12 protein-coding genes and 1 tRNA gene are annotated in these 15,910 nt (G+C 69.4%); 8 read left to right on the top strand and 5 right to left on the bottom strand.

The window, feature by feature from the left end:
* Positions 1–616 precede the first annotated feature (616 nt).
* From ABT381_RS30925 to ABT381_RS30905, 5 genes are all read left to right on the top strand, one after another.
* Complete coding sequence (locus tag ABT381_RS30925) at positions 617–1,837, top strand: branched-chain amino acid ABC transporter substrate-binding protein (RefSeq protein ID WP_351600010.1); 1,221 nt, start codon at positions 617–619, stop codon at positions 1,835–1,837.
* Between the two features lie 130 nt (positions 1,838–1,967).
* Positions 1,968–2,897: a branched-chain amino acid ABC transporter permease gene (locus ABT381_RS30920; RefSeq protein WP_351600008.1), complete on the top strand. Its 930-nt coding sequence runs from the start codon at positions 1,968–1,970 to the stop codon at positions 2,895–2,897.
* Positions 2,898–2,902: 5 nt separating this feature from the next.
* The gene (locus ABT381_RS30915) at positions 2,903–4,726 is read left to right on the top strand and encodes a branched-chain amino acid ABC transporter permease (RefSeq protein ID WP_351600006.1); all 1,824 of its coding nucleotides are present in this window, start codon (positions 2,903–2,905) and stop codon (positions 4,724–4,726) included.
* A 7-nt stretch (positions 4,727–4,733) separates the two neighbouring features.
* On the top strand, positions 4,734–5,681 hold the full coding sequence (locus ABT381_RS30910; RefSeq protein ID WP_351600004.1) for an ABC transporter ATP-binding protein: 948 nt from the start codon (positions 4,734–4,736) through the stop codon (positions 5,679–5,681).
* The gene (locus ABT381_RS30905; RefSeq protein WP_351600002.1) at positions 5,678–6,394 is read left to right on the top strand and encodes an ABC transporter ATP-binding protein; all 717 of its coding nucleotides are present in this window, start codon (positions 5,678–5,680) and stop codon (positions 6,392–6,394) included. The genes ABT381_RS30910 and ABT381_RS30905 overlap by 4 nt, the downstream gene beginning before the upstream one ends.
* Before the next feature lie 192 nt (positions 6,395–6,586).
* Here ABT381_RS30905 and ABT381_RS30900 read toward each other — a convergent pair whose 3' ends face one another.
* On the bottom strand, positions 6,587–7,258 hold the full coding sequence (locus tag ABT381_RS30900) for an ANTAR domain-containing response regulator (RefSeq protein ID WP_351600000.1): 672 nt from the start codon (positions 7,256–7,258) through the stop codon (positions 6,587–6,589).
* Between the two features lie 89 nt (positions 7,259–7,347).
* Here ABT381_RS30900 and ABT381_RS30895 point away from each other — a divergent pair.
* Positions 7,348–7,430: transfer RNA gene (locus tag ABT381_RS30895), tRNA-Leu, on the top strand.
* Between the two features lie 85 nt (positions 7,431–7,515).
* Complete coding sequence (locus ABT381_RS30890; protein ID WP_351599998.1) at positions 7,516–8,301, top strand: helix-turn-helix domain-containing protein; 786 nt, start codon at positions 7,516–7,518, stop codon at positions 8,299–8,301.
* Here the strand turns inward: ABT381_RS30890 and pyk are convergent.
* Positions 8,298–9,743: a pyruvate kinase gene (gene pyk, locus ABT381_RS30885; RefSeq protein WP_351599996.1), complete on the bottom strand. Its 1,446-nt coding sequence runs from the start codon at positions 9,741–9,743 to the stop codon at positions 8,298–8,300. The two genes, ABT381_RS30890 and pyk, sit on opposite strands and share 4 nt — an antisense overlap.
* Before the next feature lie 251 nt (positions 9,744–9,994).
* A complete protein-coding gene (locus tag ABT381_RS30880) occupies positions 9,995–10,732 on the bottom strand; it encodes an SIMPL domain-containing protein (protein WP_351599994.1) in 738 nt (245 codons plus the stop codon).
* Between the two features lie 285 nt (positions 10,733–11,017).
* Here ABT381_RS30880 and ABT381_RS30875 point away from each other — a divergent pair, with 285 nt between their 5' ends.
* Complete coding sequence (locus tag ABT381_RS30875) at positions 11,018–12,844, top strand: bifunctional metallophosphatase/5'-nucleotidase (protein WP_351599992.1); 1,827 nt, start codon at positions 11,018–11,020, stop codon at positions 12,842–12,844.
* Here ABT381_RS30875 and ABT381_RS30870 read toward each other — a convergent pair.
* Positions 12,800–14,263, bottom strand: coding sequence for a lysine N(6)-hydroxylase/L-ornithine N(5)-oxygenase family protein (locus ABT381_RS30870; RefSeq protein ID WP_351599990.1), 1,464 nt, complete (start codon positions 14,261–14,263; stop codon positions 12,800–12,802). The genes ABT381_RS30875 and ABT381_RS30870 overlap by 45 nt on opposite strands.
* Positions 14,260–15,910: pyridoxal phosphate-dependent decarboxylase family protein (locus tag ABT381_RS30865; RefSeq protein ID WP_351599988.1), on the bottom strand; the 1,651-nt coding region annotated here is incomplete at its 5' end. The genes ABT381_RS30865 and ABT381_RS30870, both read right to left, overlap by 4 nt.

Below are 15,910 nucleotides of genomic sequence, written 5' to 3'. Positions count from 1 at the left end.
GCCCCGTTTCCGTTGCGTGTGGCGCCAGCAGATCACCCCCCACAACCCCCCATCCGTGTGTCCGCCGCCCGCGTGGGGTTGTTGGGGGGCCCGGGCCCGCGCCCGCCCGGGGGGGGGGCCCGCCGCGCGCTTTTCCCCCGCACTGTCCGGGCACGCCGCCGCCCTCGCTGCCGCCCGCCCGCGGCCGTACCGGAGCCGCCGTCTCCCACCGCCCTAACGCTGCGTGACACACGTAATGCGCCTCTGCCGCACGCCTCCCGCGCCGCGGCGGCGCCGCTCCCGTACCGCCGCCCGCACCGCATTCCGGACGCCCCGACCGCGTCGCGCGGCAAATCCCCTCGTAGAAGTGCAAGTTCGCGCTCCGCCTGGCGCACACGCACCAGCGGTAAGGACCATCAGTACGAAACGCTCATCGCAGGTCATAACAAGAGCGTCACATCCTCGTCGACGCCGATGCCCCGGTGAACTGGACCGCTCTACCATCACCGCCAGTCACCGCGCCGCCGGGCGCGCTGTACCAGCACGGCCTGTACCACCCCTTACAGCCCGGCGCGCGAACGGTCGCGCCACTGCGTGACCGCGCCAGGGGAAAGGACTGATCGTGCGTCACCGTTCCTTGCTGATTCTCACCACCGCGGCAGCCGCCGGCGCCCTCACGCTCTCCGCGTGCGGCTCCCGCGGCGAAGACAAGAGCGGCGACGGCTCCAAGGCCACCGTCGTCATCGGCCTCGACGCCCCGCTCACCGGCGAACTCTCCGCCCTGGGCCAGGGCATCAAGAACTCCGCCGACCTCGCCGTGAAGAACGCCAACAAACAGAACGAGGTCGACGGCGTCACCTTCGAACTGCGCCCCCTCGACGACAAGGCGCTGCCCAACGCCGGCCAGCAGAACGCCACCAAGCTCGCCGGCGACAAGGAAGTACTCGGCATCGTCGGCCCGCTGAACTCCGGCGTCGCCCAGTCCATGCAGCAGGTCGCGCAGTCCAACGGCGTCACCCTCATCTCCCCGGCCAACACCACGCCCGACCTCACCCAGGGCAAGAACTGGAAGAAGAACGACCGCAAGCGGCAGTTCACCACCTACTTCCGCACCGCCACCACCGACGAGGTCCAGGGCGCGTTCGACGGCCAGTACGCCTTCGAGAAGATGAAGGCCAAGACCGCCTACGTCATCGACGACCAGAAGACCTACGGCGTCGGCCTCGCCTCCTCCTTCAAGGACCAGTTCACCAAGCTCGGCGGCAAGATCGTCGGGACCGAGCACGTCAGCCCCGACGACCGTGACTTCAAGGCCGTCGCCGCCAAGGCCAAGGGCGCCAACCCCGACCTGGTCTTCTACGGCGGCGAATACCCCGCCTCCGGCCCGCTCAGCCAGCAGCTCAAGGACGGCGGCCTCAACGTCCCCCTGATGGGCGGCGACGGCATGTACAGCGCCGACTACATCGAACTGAACAAGAAGGCACAGGGCGACTACGCCTCCTCCGTCGGCAAGCCCGTCGAGCAGCTGCCCTCCGCCAAGAAGTTCATCGCGGACTACAAGGCCGCCGGCTACAAGGACCGCTACGAGGCGTACGGCGGCTCCACCTACGACGCCACCTGGGCCCTCGTCCAGGCCGTCAAGCAGGTCGTCGCCGACAACGGCGGCAAGCTCCCCGACGACGCCCGCAAGAAGGTCGTCGACGCCATGAACAAGGTCTCCTTCGACGGCGTCACCGGCAAGGTCTCCTTCGACAAATACGGCGACACCACCAACACCATGATCACGGCCTACCAGGTCGACAAGAAGCAGTGGAAGGCACGCTTCAGCGCCGAGTTCGAGAAGTTCGACAAGAGCTGACCCGGCACCACCCACCCGTACACCGGCCGCGCCAGCACCCCACCCCCACCTGGCGCGGCCCGCGGCACACCGGCACACTCCCCGCCTGCCCGGCACACCGGCACCTTCCACACCCCACGGAGGCCCTGCGGTGAACGAACTGCCGCAACAGCTGGCCAACGGACTCATCCTCGGCGCGATGTACGGACTCATCGCGATCGGCTACACGATGGTCTACGGCATCGTCCAGCTCATCAACTTCGCCCACGGCGAGATCTTCATGGTCGGCGGCTTCGGCGCGCTCTCCGTCTACCTCGCCCTCCCGCCCGGCATGTCCCTCATGGCGGCCCTCCCCCTCATGCTCATCGGCGGCATCGCCGTCTCCGTGCTCGTCGGTGTGGCCGCCGAACGCTTCGCCTACCGCCCCCTGCGCGGCGCACCCCGCCTCGCCCCCCTCATCACCGCCATCGGCCTGTCCATCGCACTCCAGCAGGCCGTCTGGAAGTGGTACCCCGACGCCAAGAAAGCCCGCGTCTTCCCCCAGTTCAAGGGCGACGCCTTCGACGTCCTCGGCGCCACCGTCCAGCGCGGCGACCTCTTCGTCCTCATCGCCGCCCCCGTCTGCATGATCGCCCTCGGCTTCTTCGTCTCCAAGACCCGCAGCGGCCGCGCCATGCAGGCCACCGCCCAGGACCGCGACACCGCCCAGCTCATGGGCATCAACACCGACCGCATCATCGTCCTCGCCTTCGCCATCGGCGCCGCCTTCGCCGGCGTCGCCGCCGTCGCCTACGGACTGCGCACCGGCGAGGTCCAGTTCCGCATGGGCTTCATCATGGGACTCAAAGCCTTCACCGCGGCCGTACTCGGCGGCATCGGCAACATCTACGGCGCCATGCTCGGCGGCGTCGTCCTCGGCATCGCCGAAGCCCTCGCCACCGCCTACGTCGAAGACATCCCCGGCATGACCCAATTCGGCGGCGGAGCCTGGAAAGACGTCTGGGCCTTCGTCCTCCTCATCCTCGTACTCCTCCTGCGACCACAGGGCCTACTGGGCGAACGCGTCGCGGATCGGGCGTGATAGCGATGACCACCGCACCCACCACGAACCCGGCCGCCGCCGACACCCCCGCAACCACCCCCGGACTCCTCCCCCTCCCCGCACGCGCCGCCCGCGTCATCACCGCCGCCGGCGCCCTGGCCACCGCCGCCTCCACCGCCCTGTCCTGGACCTGGAGCAGCGAATTCCCCGGCGACCTCACCTACTACGGCTCCCCCGCCGGACTCCAGCTCATCACCCTCACCGGAGCCGTCCTCACCCTCGCCTTCACCCTGGCCGGCCTCGGCGTACGCGGCCTGACCGTCCTCACCCCCGGCGGCCGCAACGCACCCGCTCTCCTCGCCGCCCTCGGCACCTTCGCCGCGACCTGGTTCACCCTCGCCGCCATCGCCGTACAACTCGGCGGCCTGGTCAACCTCGAACCCGGCGGCTTCCTCGCCGGCATCGCCTCACTGATCGCCCTCGCCGGCGCCCTCGGCCTCCCCGCCGACCACACCCCCGACACACCCCCGCACGGCCCATGGCAACGCTTCACCAACAGCTGCGCCGCCGTCCCCACCCCCCGGCCCGCCAAGCAGCTCCCCGCCTGGGCCGAGATCCTCCTCATCGCCGTCGCCTTCGGCATCGGCCTCTACGCCTTCACCTACGGCATCGACGCCGAGGACGGACCCCCCTTCGTCGGCTACCTCCTCTTCGTCGCACTCGCCATCGCCGCCGTCCACCGCGCGGGCCTGATCAACCGCCTCACCGCACTCACCCACCGGCACCGCGGCGTCGCACTCGTCGCCGCCTTCCTCGCCGCGGCCGCCTTCCCCTTCACCCAGGACACCGACGAGTACACGATCATCGGCGCCAACATCCTGATCTTCGCCACCGTCGCTCTGGGCCTCAACGTCGTCGTCGGCCTCGCCGGCCTGCTCGACCTCGGCTACGTCGCCTTCCTCGGCGTCGGCGCCTACGCCGCGGCCCTCGTCTCCGGCTCCCCCGAATCCGCCCTCGGCATCCAACTCCCCTTCTGGGCAGCCCTCCTCACCGGAGCCGCAGCCTCACTCGTCTTCGGCGTCCTCATCGGCGCCCCCACCCTGCGACTGCGCGGCGACTACCTCGCCATCGTCACCCTCGGCTTCGGTGAGATCTTCCGCATCGCCATGCTCAACCTCAACGGCACCACAGGACCCGACGTCACCAACGGCGCCATGGGCATCCCCAACATCCCCAACCTGGAAATCTTCGGCTTCAACTTCGGCGAACCCCACACCCTCCTCGGCATCCCCATCGCCACCTACGGCAACTACTACCTCCTCATGATCCTCGTGACGGCCTTCGTCGTCCTCGTCTTCCGCCGGGCCGCCGCCTCCCGCATCGGCCGCGCCTGGATCGCCATCCGCGAGGACGAGACCGCCGCCGTCGCCATGGGCATCAACTCCTTCCGCCTGCGCCTCCTCGCCTTCGCCCTCGGCGCCGCCCTGGCGGGACTCGCCGGAACCGTCCATGCACACGTAGTAACGACCGCCACACCCGAGCAGTTCCAGTTCGCCGGACCCCAGCCGCCCAACTCCGCCTTCCTCCTCGCCGCCGTCATCCTCGGCGGCATGGGCACCCTCAGCGGACCCCTCGTCGGCGCGGCACTCCTCTTCCTCATCCCCGCCAAGCTGGACTTCCTGCAGGACTACCAGCTCTTCCTCTTCGGCCTCGCCCTCGTCCTCCTCATGCGCTACCGCCCCGAAGGACTCATCCCCGACCGCCGCAAGCAGCTCGAATTCCACGAGACCGGCCAGCTCGACGTACCGGACGTACCCGAACAGCGCCTCAGCGACGACACCACCGGCGCCACGAAGGCAGGGGCGTGAGGACACCATGACCACACCCGCGACCGTCACCACCGGCAACGGCGCCGTCCTCGAAGCCGCCGGCGTCACCATGCGCTTCGGCGGACTCACCGCCGTACGCGGCGTCGACCTCACCGTCGCCCCCGGCGAGATCGTCGGCCTCATCGGCCCCAACGGCGCCGGCAAAACCACCTTCTTCAACTGCCTCACCGGCCTCTACACCCCCACCGAAGGCACCGTCAGCTACAAGGGCACCCGCCTCTCCCACAAACCCCACCTCGTCACCCAGACCGGAGTCGCCCGCACCTTCCAGAACATCCGCCTCTTCGCCAACATGACCGTCCTGGAAAACGTCCTCGTCGGCCGCCACACCCGCACCAAAGAAGGCCTCTGGTCCGCCCTCCTCCGCGGCCCCGGCTTCAAAAAAGCCGAACGCGGCAGCGAGGCCCGCGCCATGGAACTCCTCGAATTCACCGGCCTGGCCGCCAAACGCGACCACCTCGCCCGCAACCTCCCCTACGGCGAACAACGCAAGCTCGAAATCGCCCGCGCCCTCGCCAGCGAACCCGGCCTCCTCCTCCTGGACGAACCCACCGCCGGCATGAACCCCCAAGAGACCCGCGCCACCCAGAACCTCGTCCTCGCCATCCGCGACCAAGGCACCGCCGTCCTCGTCATCGAGCACGACATGCGCTTCATCTTCAACCTCTGCGACCGCGTCGCCGTCCTCGTCCAGGGCGAAAAACTCATCGAAGGCACCGCGGAAGTCGTCCAGGCCGACGAACGCGTGGTCGCCGCCTACCTCGGTACGCCCTTCGAAGGCGCACCCGGCGACGAGGAAGCCGCCGAAGTGCACGCGGCGGAAGCACACGCCGCCGCTCCCGGTACCGGCACGACCGCGGCCCCCGGTACCACCGCAGCGCCCGACACCACCACCGCGCCCGACGAGGACACCCCGAACGGAGACGCGCGATGACCGCCCTGCTCGAAGTCGAGGACCTCCGCGTCGCCTACGGCAAAATCGAAGCCGTCAAAGGCATCGCCTTCACCGTCGAAGCCGGCCAGGTCGTCACCCTCATCGGCACCAACGGCGCCGGCAAGACCACCACCCTGCGCACCCTCTCCGGCCTCCTCAAACCACTCGCCGGAAAGATCACCTTCGACGGCGAGCCGCTCAACGGCGTCGCCGCCCACAAGATCGTCGAACGCGGCCTCGCCCACTCCCCCGAAGGCCGCCGCCTCTTCCCCCGCCTCACCATCGCCGAAAACCTCCAGCTCGGCGCCTTCCTCCGCAAAGACGGCACCGGCATCGAACGCGACATCCAACGGATCTACGAGCTCTTCCCCATCCTCGGCGAACGCCGCAAACAAGCCTCCGGCACCCTCTCCGGCGGCGAACAGCAAATGCTCGCCATGGGCCGCGCCCTGATGTCCCGCCCCAAACTGCTCATGCTCGACGAACCCTCCATGGGCCTCTCTCCGATCATGATGCAGAAGATCATGGAGACCATCCGCGAGCTGCGCTCCGAGGGCACGACGATCCTCCTCGTCGAACAGAACGCCCAGGCCGCGCTGTCCCTCGCCGATCACGGCCACGTCATGGAGATCGGCAGGATCGTTCTCTCCGGCACCGGCCAGGACCTCCTCCACGACGAGTCGGTCCGCAAGGCGTACCTGGGCGAGGACTGACAGCCGTACGCATCCGCAAGGCGTATCTGGGAGCGGACTGGCAGCCGTACGCACACGCCCGCCGACGCGCCGCCGACGCGCCGCCGCGCATACGGGCAATGCGAAGGGCCGCACCGTCATCACGGTGCGGCCCTCGGCACAGCCTCCTGTCGCTGCCCCGGCCCGCCACTCGGCGCCGGGACGGGCGAACGACTACTCGGAGGGCTGCTCCTTCTGCTCCTTCTCCTTCTGCTTCTTCTCCTCGGCGTCCTCGATGACCGCCTCGGCGACCTGCTGCATCGAGAGCCGGCGATCCATCGACGTCTTCTGGATCCAGCGGAAGGCGGCGGGCTCGGTCAGCCCGTACTGCGTCTGCAGAATGCTCTTCGCCCGGTCGACCAGCTTGCGCGTCTCCAGGCGCTGCGTGAGGTCCGCGACCTCCTTCTCCAGCGTCCGCAGCTCCGTGAACCGGCTCACGGCCATCTCGATCGCCGGCACGACGTCGCTCTTGGAGAACGGCTTGACCAGGTACGCCATGGCACCGGCGTCCCGCGCCCGCTCGACCAGCTCACGCTGGGAGAACGCGGTCAGCATCAGTACCGGGGCGATGCTCTCCTCGGCGATCTGCTCGGCCGCGGAGATGCCGTCGAGGACGGGCATCTTCACATCGAGGATCACCAGGTCGGGGCGGTGCTCACGGGCCAGCTCCACGGCCTTCGCGCCGTCACCGGCCTCGCCGACGACCGTGTAGCCCTCCTCCTCCAGCATCTCTTTGAGATCCAGACGGATGAGCGCCTCGTCCTCGGCGATGACGACGCGGGTGGTCTGCGGCGGGACGTGCGACTGCTCGTCGGCGACGGGCTGCTCGGGCTCGGCGGCGCTCACGGGACTCCTCGTTCCAGGCAGGTGGTGCGTATGCAGCCTACCTAGCGGCAGGCTGCGGCACGCACACGGTAGGGTGTCTGATGCTGCCCGCCCGGTTGGTGGAACTGGTCAGACACGCGGCTCTCAAACAGCCGTGCCTTAGGGCATGTGGGTTCGAATCCCACACCGGGCACCCAGAACACAAAGCGGACGATCACCTTCGCATGAATCTCCGGTAGATCCCCTCGCGACCTGCATGGGTCACTCAGAGTGATCGCATGCAGTTTCACGGTTCTGACGTCCGTCACCAGGCACTCGCCCTCCTACGATCCGGCCGCAAGAACGCGGATGTGGCCCGCGATCTCAACGTCCCACTCGGCACCGTCGGCTACTGGCTGCACATGGACCGAGCCAAACGCGGTGAATCTCCAGGCCGCCGCCAGCCGCAATGCCCGCGTTGCGACGGGCATCTCGACACGCAGGCGTACGCGTATCTGCTGGGCCTATACCTCGGCGACGGGCACATCATCCAGTACTCGCAGCACCGAGTCCCCAGCCTCATGATCGCTTGCGACGAGAGCTGGCCCGGACTCATGGACCAGTGCGAGGCCGCCATGCGCGCCGTGTTCCCCGACAACTCCGTCTGCCGCGTCCGCCGAACCGGCTGTCGAAACGTGAAGGTCTACTCGAAGCACCTGTGGTGCCTCTTTCCCCAGCACGGCCCCGGCAAGAAGCACGAGCGGCGCATCGCCCTCGAACGCTGGCAGCAAGAGATTGTCGACGCGTACCCCTGGGAGTTCATACGCGGGCTGATCCACTCCGACGGGTGCCGGATCACCAACTGGACGACCCGGATGGTCGGCGGCGAGCGGAAACGCTACGAGTACCCGCGGTACTTCTTCACCAACAAGTCCGACGACATCAGGAAGCTCTTCACGGACACGCTCGCCAAGGTGGGCGTCGAGTGGTCGATCCTCGCGCGTGGGTCCGATCCGTTCAACGTCTCCGTCGCCCGACGGGCGTCCGTCGCGCTGATGGACGCCCACGTCGGGCCGAAGTACTAGCGCGGCTGCTCCGGCGAATCGTCCTCGCCGATGTGGTGCACGCGGACCAGGTTCGTCGAGCCGGGTACGCCGGGCGGGGAGCCGGCCGTGATGATGACGACGTCGCCGCGCTGGCAGCGGCCGATGCGGAGGAGCTGCTCGTCGACCTGGGCGACCATCTCGTCCGTGGAGTCGACGGTCGGGCCGAGGAACGTCTCGACGCCCCAGGTGAGGTTCAGCTGAGAGCGCGTGGCCGGCTCCGGCGTGAAGGCGAGGAGCGGGATCGGCGAGCGGTACCGGGAGAGCCGGCGGACCGTGTCGCCGGACTGCGTGAAGGCCACGAGGAACTTCGCGCCGAGGAAGTCGCCCATCTCGGCGGCGGCACGCGCGACCGCGCCGCCCTGCGTGCGGGGCTTGCTGGTCTCGGTGAGCGGCGGCAGTCCCTTGGCGAGGATGTCCTCCTCGGCGGCCTCGACGATGCGGCTCATCGTCCGGACGGTCTCGGTGGGGTACTTGCCCACGGACGTCTCGCCGGAGAGCATCACCGCGTCCGTGCCGTCGATGACGGCGTTCGCGACGTCGGATGCTTCGGCGCGTGTCGGCCGGGAGTTGTCGATCATCGAGTCGAGCATCTGTGTGGCGACGATGACCGGCTTGGCGTTGCGCTTGGCGAGCTTGACCGCGCGCTTCTGAACGATCGGGACCGTTTCGAGCGGCATTTCGACGCCGAGGTCACCGCGGGCGACCATGATGCCGTCGAACGCGGCGACGATGTCGTCGATGTTGTCGACCGCCTGCGGCTTCTCGACCTTGGCGATGACCGGCAGCCGGCGGCCTTCCTCGCGCATGATGCGGTGGACGTCCTCGATGTCGCGGCCGCTGCGTACGAAGGAGAGCGCGATGACGTCGGCACCGGTGCGCAGCGCCCAGCGGAGGTCGTCCTGGTCCTTTTCGGAGAGGGCGGGGACGGAGACGGCGACGCCGGGCAGGTTGAGGCCCTTGTGGTCGGAGACCATGCCGCCTTCGATGACGCGGGTGCGGACCTTGGGGCCGTCGACGCCGATGACTTCGAGGGTGACCTTGCCGTCGTCGACGAGGATGCGTTCGCCGGTGGTGACGTCGGCGGCGAGTCCTCCGTAGGTGGTGCCGCAGACGTGGCGGTCGCCTTCGGTGTCCGGTTCGACGGTGATGGTGAACTCGTCGCCGCGTTCGAGAAGGACGGGGCCTTCTCGGAATCGGCCGAGGCGAATCTTCGGACCTTGAAGGTCGGCGAGCACGCCGACGCTGCGGCCGGTCTCGTCGGATGCCTTGCGGACCCGCTCGTAACGCGCCTCGTGGTCGGCGTAGGTGCCGTGGCTGAGGTTGAAGCGGGCCACGTCCATTCCGGCTTCGACGAGTGCCTTGATCTGCTCGTACGAATCTGTGGCGGGTCCCAGGGTGCAGACGATCTTTGCTCGGCGCATGCCGTCGACCCTATGACTTACCGATGGGTAGAGAGCTGTGGAGAAGTGACTGCCCAACGACGGTGTGGTGAAAGGCCCTTGACAAGTATTGGATGTGCGAGTGGCCGCTCCTATGAGCAGCTTTCGAGGCTTGCACATGCGCTCGTACGCGCATCCGCCCGCCCCCTGTGTGTACGCACGCCCCAGGCGGCTCAGTACGCACCCACCCGGCGGCGAGCGGCATCGGGCGCCCGACCGCGGGCCGCGTCACCTCACAGCACGGGCCGGGTCATCGTGAAGCGCGCGTTGACGTGTGCGTACACGGTCTGCTGCTGGGGTTCGAGGTCGAGCGCGGGGGCGGTCTCCTCGTGTGCGGCGCCTCCGTAGGCGGCGCGGGAGCGGAGCATGGGGTTGCCCACCGGGGCAGCGTTCTCGGCGCCGATGTCCGCGAGTTCGACGAGCGCGTCGAGTCGGGCGCCGAGCGCTTCGGCGTACTCACGGGCGCGCTGCACGGCTTCGCGTACGGCCTGCTGGCGGGCCTCGCGGTGGGCGGGCGAGTCGGGGCGCAGGTCCCACCAGGGGCCGTCGACGCAGGTGAGGTCGAGGTCGGCGAGGCGGGTGGCGAGTTCGCCGAGTGCGGTGAAGTCGGTGAGGGTGGCGGTGAGGTGGACGTTGCCGTGGTAGGCGCGTACGCGTTCGCCGCGGCCTTTGTGGGTGAGTTGGGGCGTGACGGTGAAGGCGCCGGTGGCGAGCTTTTCGACGGCTTCGCCGTAGCTCTTGACCAGGTCGAGGACTTCGGCGTTGCGGCGGGTGAGGTCCTGGAGCGCGGTGGCGCGGTCGGTGCCGCGGGCCTGGACGGTGATGCCGATGCGGGCGATCTCCGGGGCGACGTCGAGGCGGGCTTCGCCGCGTACGGCGACGCGCGGGACGTCGGGGGTGCCGTACGGGACGGCGTCGCCGGGGGTCCCGGCGGGGGCGGGGTCAGTGCTGGTGGTGGGCGCGTCGGTCATGTGGTGGGGGGCTCCTTCTCGCGGCGCGGCACGGCCTCGCTCCGGACGGCGTCCTTCTGCGCAGAGCCTCGCACGGTGGCGGGGGTTTGTCAGGCGAGTGCGGGAGTGGCCGGCGGCGTGGCGGTCATCTGATCGCAACCTGTGAGGGGTGTTGCGGGAGGGGTGCCTGCGCCAGAATCTACGCGCGTCGTTCATCCGAACGTGATGTTCGTCTACGCGCGTTGTTCCGTTGTACGCCCAACCCGCCCAACGGTTCGCAGGGATGCGGACGGTCAAGGAGAGGTCATGCCGCTCGATCGCAGAACGTTTCTGGGAAGTTCCGTCGCCACCGGTGCCGGGGTGGCGCTGACGGGCGCCGGTGCGCCGGCCGCCGTGGCGAGCGCGCCGACCGGTGCTCCGGTCCCCACGGGCCACGGCCACGGGGGCGGCGGCAAGCGGTACGCGTTCACCGTCATGGGCACCACCGACCTGCACGGCAATGTCTTCAACTGGGATTACGCGACGGACGCGGAATTCGACGACCCGGCGCACAACGACGTCGGCCTCGCGAAGATTTCGACCCTGGTGAATGAGGTACGCGCCGAAAAGGGACGCGGCAACACGCTTCTCATCGACGCGGGCGACACCATCCAGGGCACGCAACTGGCGTACTACTACGCGAAGGTGGACCCGATCACCGGCGCGAACGGCCCGGTGCATCCGATGGCCCGGGCCATGAACGCCATCGGGTACGACGCCGCGGCGCTCGGCAACCACGAGTTCAATTACGGCATTCCGGTGCTGCGCAAGTTCGAGGAGAACTGCGACTTCCCCCTGCTGGGTGCGAACGCGGTGGACGCCACTTCGCTGCGCCCGGCGTTCCCTCCGTACGTCATCAAGCGACTGCGTACCCCGCACGGGCGGGATGTCCGGGTCGGCATTCTGGGGCTGACGAATCCCGGCATCGCGATCTGGGACAAGGCGAACGTCCAGGGGAAGATGGCATTTCCCGGTTTGGAGGAACAGGCCGCGAAGTGGGTTCCCCGGTTGCGGGCGCTGGGTGCGGATGTGGTGATCGTGGCGGCGCATTCCGGGTCGAGCGGCACGTCCTCGTACGGGGATCAGCTGCCGTATGTGGAGAACGCGGCGGCGTTGGTGGCGCAGCAGGTGCCGGGTATCGACGCGATTCTTGTGGGGCACGCGCATACGGAGATCCCGGAGTACCGGGTGAAGAATGAGCGGACGGGCCGTGAGGTGGTGCTGTCGGAGCCGTTGAAGTGGGGGCAGCGGCTGACCTTGTTCGACGTCGAGGTGGCGTGGGACAAGGGTCGCTGGTCGGTGGATTCGGTGGCGGCGCGGGTGCTGAATACGAATGCGGCGGCGGAGGACGCGCATATTTCGACGCTTTTGCGTGACGCGCACGCGAAGGTGGTGCGGTACGTGAACCAGGTGATCGGGCGGTCGGCTGCGCGCCTGTCCGCGGCGGAGGCTCCGTACAAGGACACTCCGGTGCTGGATTTCATCGCGTTCGTACAGGCGGAGGTGGTGCGGAAGGCGCTGGCCGGGGGCGCGTACGCGGATCTGCCGGTGGTGTCGCAGGCGTCGTGTTTCTCGCGTACGGCGGAGGTGCCGGTGGGGGATGTGACGATCCGGTCGATGGCGGCACTGTATCCGTTCGACAATACGCTGGAGGCGCGGGTACTGACCGGCGCGCAGCTCAAGGATTATCTGGAGTTCTCGGCACGGTATTACGTGCGGACGCCGGCGGGTGGCGAGGTGGATCCGTCGAAGCTGACGAACGCGGACGGTATCCCGGATTACAACTACGACGCGGTGAGCGGGGTGTCGTACGAGATCGACATCGCGAAGCCGGCGGGTCAGCGGATCGGGAAGCTGCTGCGGGACGGTAAGCCGGTGGATCCGGGGGCCCGTTTCGTGCTGGCGGTGAACAATTACCGGGCGAGCGGCGGGGGGAATTTCCCGCATGTGGCGAAGGCGGAGCAGGTGTGGGTGACGTCGGACGAGATCCGGAATCTGATCATTGAGTGGGTGAAGCAGTCGGGTTCGATCGACGCGTCGCGTTTTGCGTCAGTGGACTGGAAGCTGACGCGGGACGGGGTTCCGGTCTTCTGACGGGGCTGTGGCGGGCGGCTGGTGCTGCAGTCGCCCGCTCGTGCCGGGCGTGTGCTGGTGGGGGCGCGGCTGCGGTGTCAGGCCGAAGGTGGTGAAGGCGGTGCGGTCGGGGAGGGGGTAGGGCGTGGTGCCGGTGAGGTGGTTGAGGATGACGGCGCTGCGCCAGGCGGCGAGGCCGAGGTCGGGGGTGCCGACGCCGTGGGTGTGGTGTTCGGCGTTCTGTACGTAGACGGAGCCGGTCACGCGGGCGTCGAGGTTCAGTCGGTGGTGGATGTCGATGCGGGGGCGGCCGGCGTTGTCGCGGCGGAGGTAGGGGTCGAGGGCGCCGGTGAGGGCGTCGAGGCTGCGTTCGCGGTAGCCGGTGGCGAGGACGACGGCGTCGGTGCTGAGTCGGCTGCGGGTGTGCTGGTGGGCGTGTTCCAGGTGGAGTTCGATGGTGTGGGTGCCGATGCGGCCCGCGGTGCGGACGGTGACGCCCGGGGTGAGGACGGCGTCGGGCCAGCCGCCGTCGATGGTGCGTTCGTAGAGCTCCTGGTGGATGGCGGCGATGGTGTCGTGGTCGATGCCTTTGTAGAGCTGCCACTGCTGGGGGACGAGGGCGTCGCGGGTGGCTTCGGGGAGGTCGTGGAAGTAGCGGGTGTGGTCGGGGGTGAACTGTTCGAGGCCGAGCTTGCTGTACTCCATGGGCGCGAAGGCGGGGGTGCGCGCCAGCCAGTGCAACCGTTCGTGACCTGTGGGGCGGTGGCGGAGCAGGTCGAGGAAGATCTCGGCGCCGGACTGGCCCGAGCCGATGACGGTGATGTGTCCGGCGGCGAGCAGTCGTTCGCGGTGGTCGAGGTAGTCGGCGGAGTGGATGACGGGGAGGGTGGGGGCCTCGGCGAGGGGCTGGAGGGGCTCGGGGATGTGGGGCGCGGTGCCGATGCCGAGGACGACGTTGCGGGCGTAGGTGCGGCCGAGTGCTTCGGCCTCGCCCTCGGCGTCGAGCTGGGTGTGGTCGACCTCGAAGACGGCGTGTTCGGCGTTCCAGCGGAGGGCGTCGATCTGGTGGCGGAAGTGCAGGTCGGGGAGGTTTTCGCTGGCCCAGCGGCAGTACGCGTCGTACTCGGCGCGGGGGGCGTGGAAGCGCTCGGCGAAGTAGAAGGGGAAGAGCCGGTCGCGGTGCCTGAGGTAGTTCAGGAAGCTCCACCGGCTGGTCGGGTCGGCGAGGGTGACGAGGTCGGCGAGGAAGGGGACTTGGAGGGTGGCGCCGTCGATCATGAGGCCGGGGTGCCAGTGGAAGGCGGGCCGCTGGTCGTAGAAGGCGCAGGCCAGGTCGGTGAGGGGCTCGGCGAGGGCGGCGAGCGAGAGGTTGAAGGGGCCGATGCCGACGCCGACGAGGTCGAGGGGTGTGTGGGGATCGGAGGCGGTGGCGGTGGTCATCGGGGGATCTGGCCTTCCACTAGGTCGATGAGGGCGCGCAGGTCGTCGGGGTGTGCGTGGGGGTTGAGGAGGGTGGCCTTCAGCCAGAGGCCGCTGGAGGTGGTGGCGCGGCCCAGTACGGCGCGGCCGTCGTGCAGGAGGCGGCGGCGGATGGTGGCGACGGTGGTGTCGTCGGCGCCGACGGGGCGGAAGAGGACGGTGGTGAGGGTGGGGCTTGAGTGCAGTTCGAAGGTGGTGGGGCGTTCCTCGATGAGACCGGCGAGGGTGCGGGCGGCGCTGACGGTGCGGTCGACGAGGTCGGCGATGCCGCGGCGGCCGAGCGCCTTGAGGGTGACGGCGATCTTGAGGATGTCGGGGCGACGGGTGGTCCGCAGCGACCGGCCGAGCAGATCGGGGAGGCCGGCTTCGGTGTCGTCGTCGGCGTTGAGGTAGTTCGCGCGGTGGTCGAGGGGGGCGAGGTCGCGTGCGTCGGGGACGGCCAGGAATCCGGCGGCGACCGGCTGCCAGCCGAGTTTGTGCAGGTCGAAGGTGACGGTGTGGGCGCGCTGCAGGCCGGTGAGCAGGTGCCGGTGGGTGTCGCTGAACAGGACGGGCCCGCCGTACGCCGCGTCGACGTGGAACCGGGCGCGGTGTGCTTCGGCGATGTCGGCGAGGGCGGGCAGCGGATCGATCGCACCGGAGTCGGTGGTTCCGGCGGTGGCGACGACGAGGAGGGGCCCGCTGAGGTGGTCGAGCGCCGCCGCCAGGGCACCGGGGTCGAGTGTGCCCTGCGGCGTGGGCACGATGACGGGCGCGGGCAGCCCGAGCAGCCAGGCCGCCCGGTGGATGCTGTGGTGCGCGTTGGCTCCGCAGACGATTTGCAGGGGTGGCCCGATGGGTGCGACGGGGCCGGTTTGTGATGAGTGGGGCGCGTGTGGGTGAGCGGTGAGGTGGGGGTGGGTGCAGGTGTGCGGGCGGTCGGAGTGCTCGGGTCCGTGTCCGGCCCGGTCACCGGCCCGGTGCCCGTCCGCGTGCGAACCGCCCTGACAGGAGCCGTGCGCGGCGCCGTGGCAGGGGCCGTACGAAGCGGTGTACGGGGGCGTGGCGTACGGGGACGTGGCGTACGGGGGCGTGGCGTACGGGGGCGTGTGGGCGGCCGCCCCGTGTGATGCGGGGGTGCGGTGCTCGTGGGCGGCGCGCTGCGGGTCGGCTTCGTGCCCTCGTACCGGGTGCTCCCCGGTCGCGTACTCCTGGGCGGTGCAGTACTGAGCGGTGTGTTCCTGGGCCGTGTGTTTCTGGGCGGCGTGTTCCTGGGCTGCTCGCTCCCTGGCCAGCAGCACGGCGAGGTGGTTGGACTCGGTACCGCCCGTGGTCACCAGGGCATCGGCGTCGGGACCTTGCGGGTACACGAGTTCGGCGAGCGCGCGGGTGGTCAGGGCTTCCAGCTCGGACGCGGCGGGGGCCTGGTCCCAGGAGTCCATGGAGGGGTTGAGGGCCGACGCGGCGAGGTCGGCGGCGGTGGCCAGAGCGAGCGGCGGGCAGTGCAGGTGCGCGGCGCAGTGCGGGTCGGCGGGATCGGCGGCCCCCGCGGCGAGCGTACGGACGACCGAGCGCAGGGCGGCGTGCGGCCCGGCGCCGGTGTCCGGCAGGAGCGGCGCACACGCCTCG

The sequence above is a fragment of the Streptomyces sp. NPDC000151 genome (assembly GCF_040301705.1).
In the GTDB taxonomy this organism is placed as follows: Bacteria; Actinomycetota; Actinomycetes; order Streptomycetales; family Streptomycetaceae; genus Streptomyces.
This window is presented reverse-complemented; position numbering and strand designations above follow the sequence as displayed.

What these genes read in the sequence shown, in the direction of transcription:
- ABT381_RS30915 (WP_351600006.1), top strand. Translation starts at nt 2,903, where the DNA reads ATGACCACCGCACCCACCACGAACCCGGCCGCCGCCGACACCCCCGCA.
- ABT381_RS30910 (WP_351600004.1), top strand. Translation starts at nt 4,734, where the DNA reads ATGACCACACCCGCGACCGTCACCACCGGCAACGGCGCCGTCCTCGAA.
- ABT381_RS30905 (WP_351600002.1), top strand. Translation starts at nt 5,678, where the DNA reads ATGACCGCCCTGCTCGAAGTCGAGGACCTCCGCGTCGCCTACGGCAAA.
- ABT381_RS30890 (WP_351599998.1), top strand. Translation starts at nt 7,516, where the DNA reads ATGCAGTTTCACGGTTCTGACGTCCGTCACCAGGCACTCGCCCTCCTA.
- pyk (WP_351599996.1), bottom strand. Translation starts at nt 9,743, where the DNA reads ATGCGCCGAGCAAAGATCGTCTGCACCCTGGGACCCGCCACAGATTCG.
- ABT381_RS30880 (WP_351599994.1), bottom strand. Translation starts at nt 10,732, where the DNA reads ATGACCGACGCGCCCACCACCAGCACTGACCCCGCCCCCGCCGGGACC.
- ABT381_RS30875 (WP_351599992.1), top strand. Translation starts at nt 11,018, where the DNA reads ATGCCGCTCGATCGCAGAACGTTTCTGGGAAGTTCCGTCGCCACCGGT.
- ABT381_RS30870 (WP_351599990.1), bottom strand. Translation starts at nt 14,263, where the DNA reads ATGACCACCGCCACCGCCTCCGATCCCCACACACCCCTCGACCTCGTC.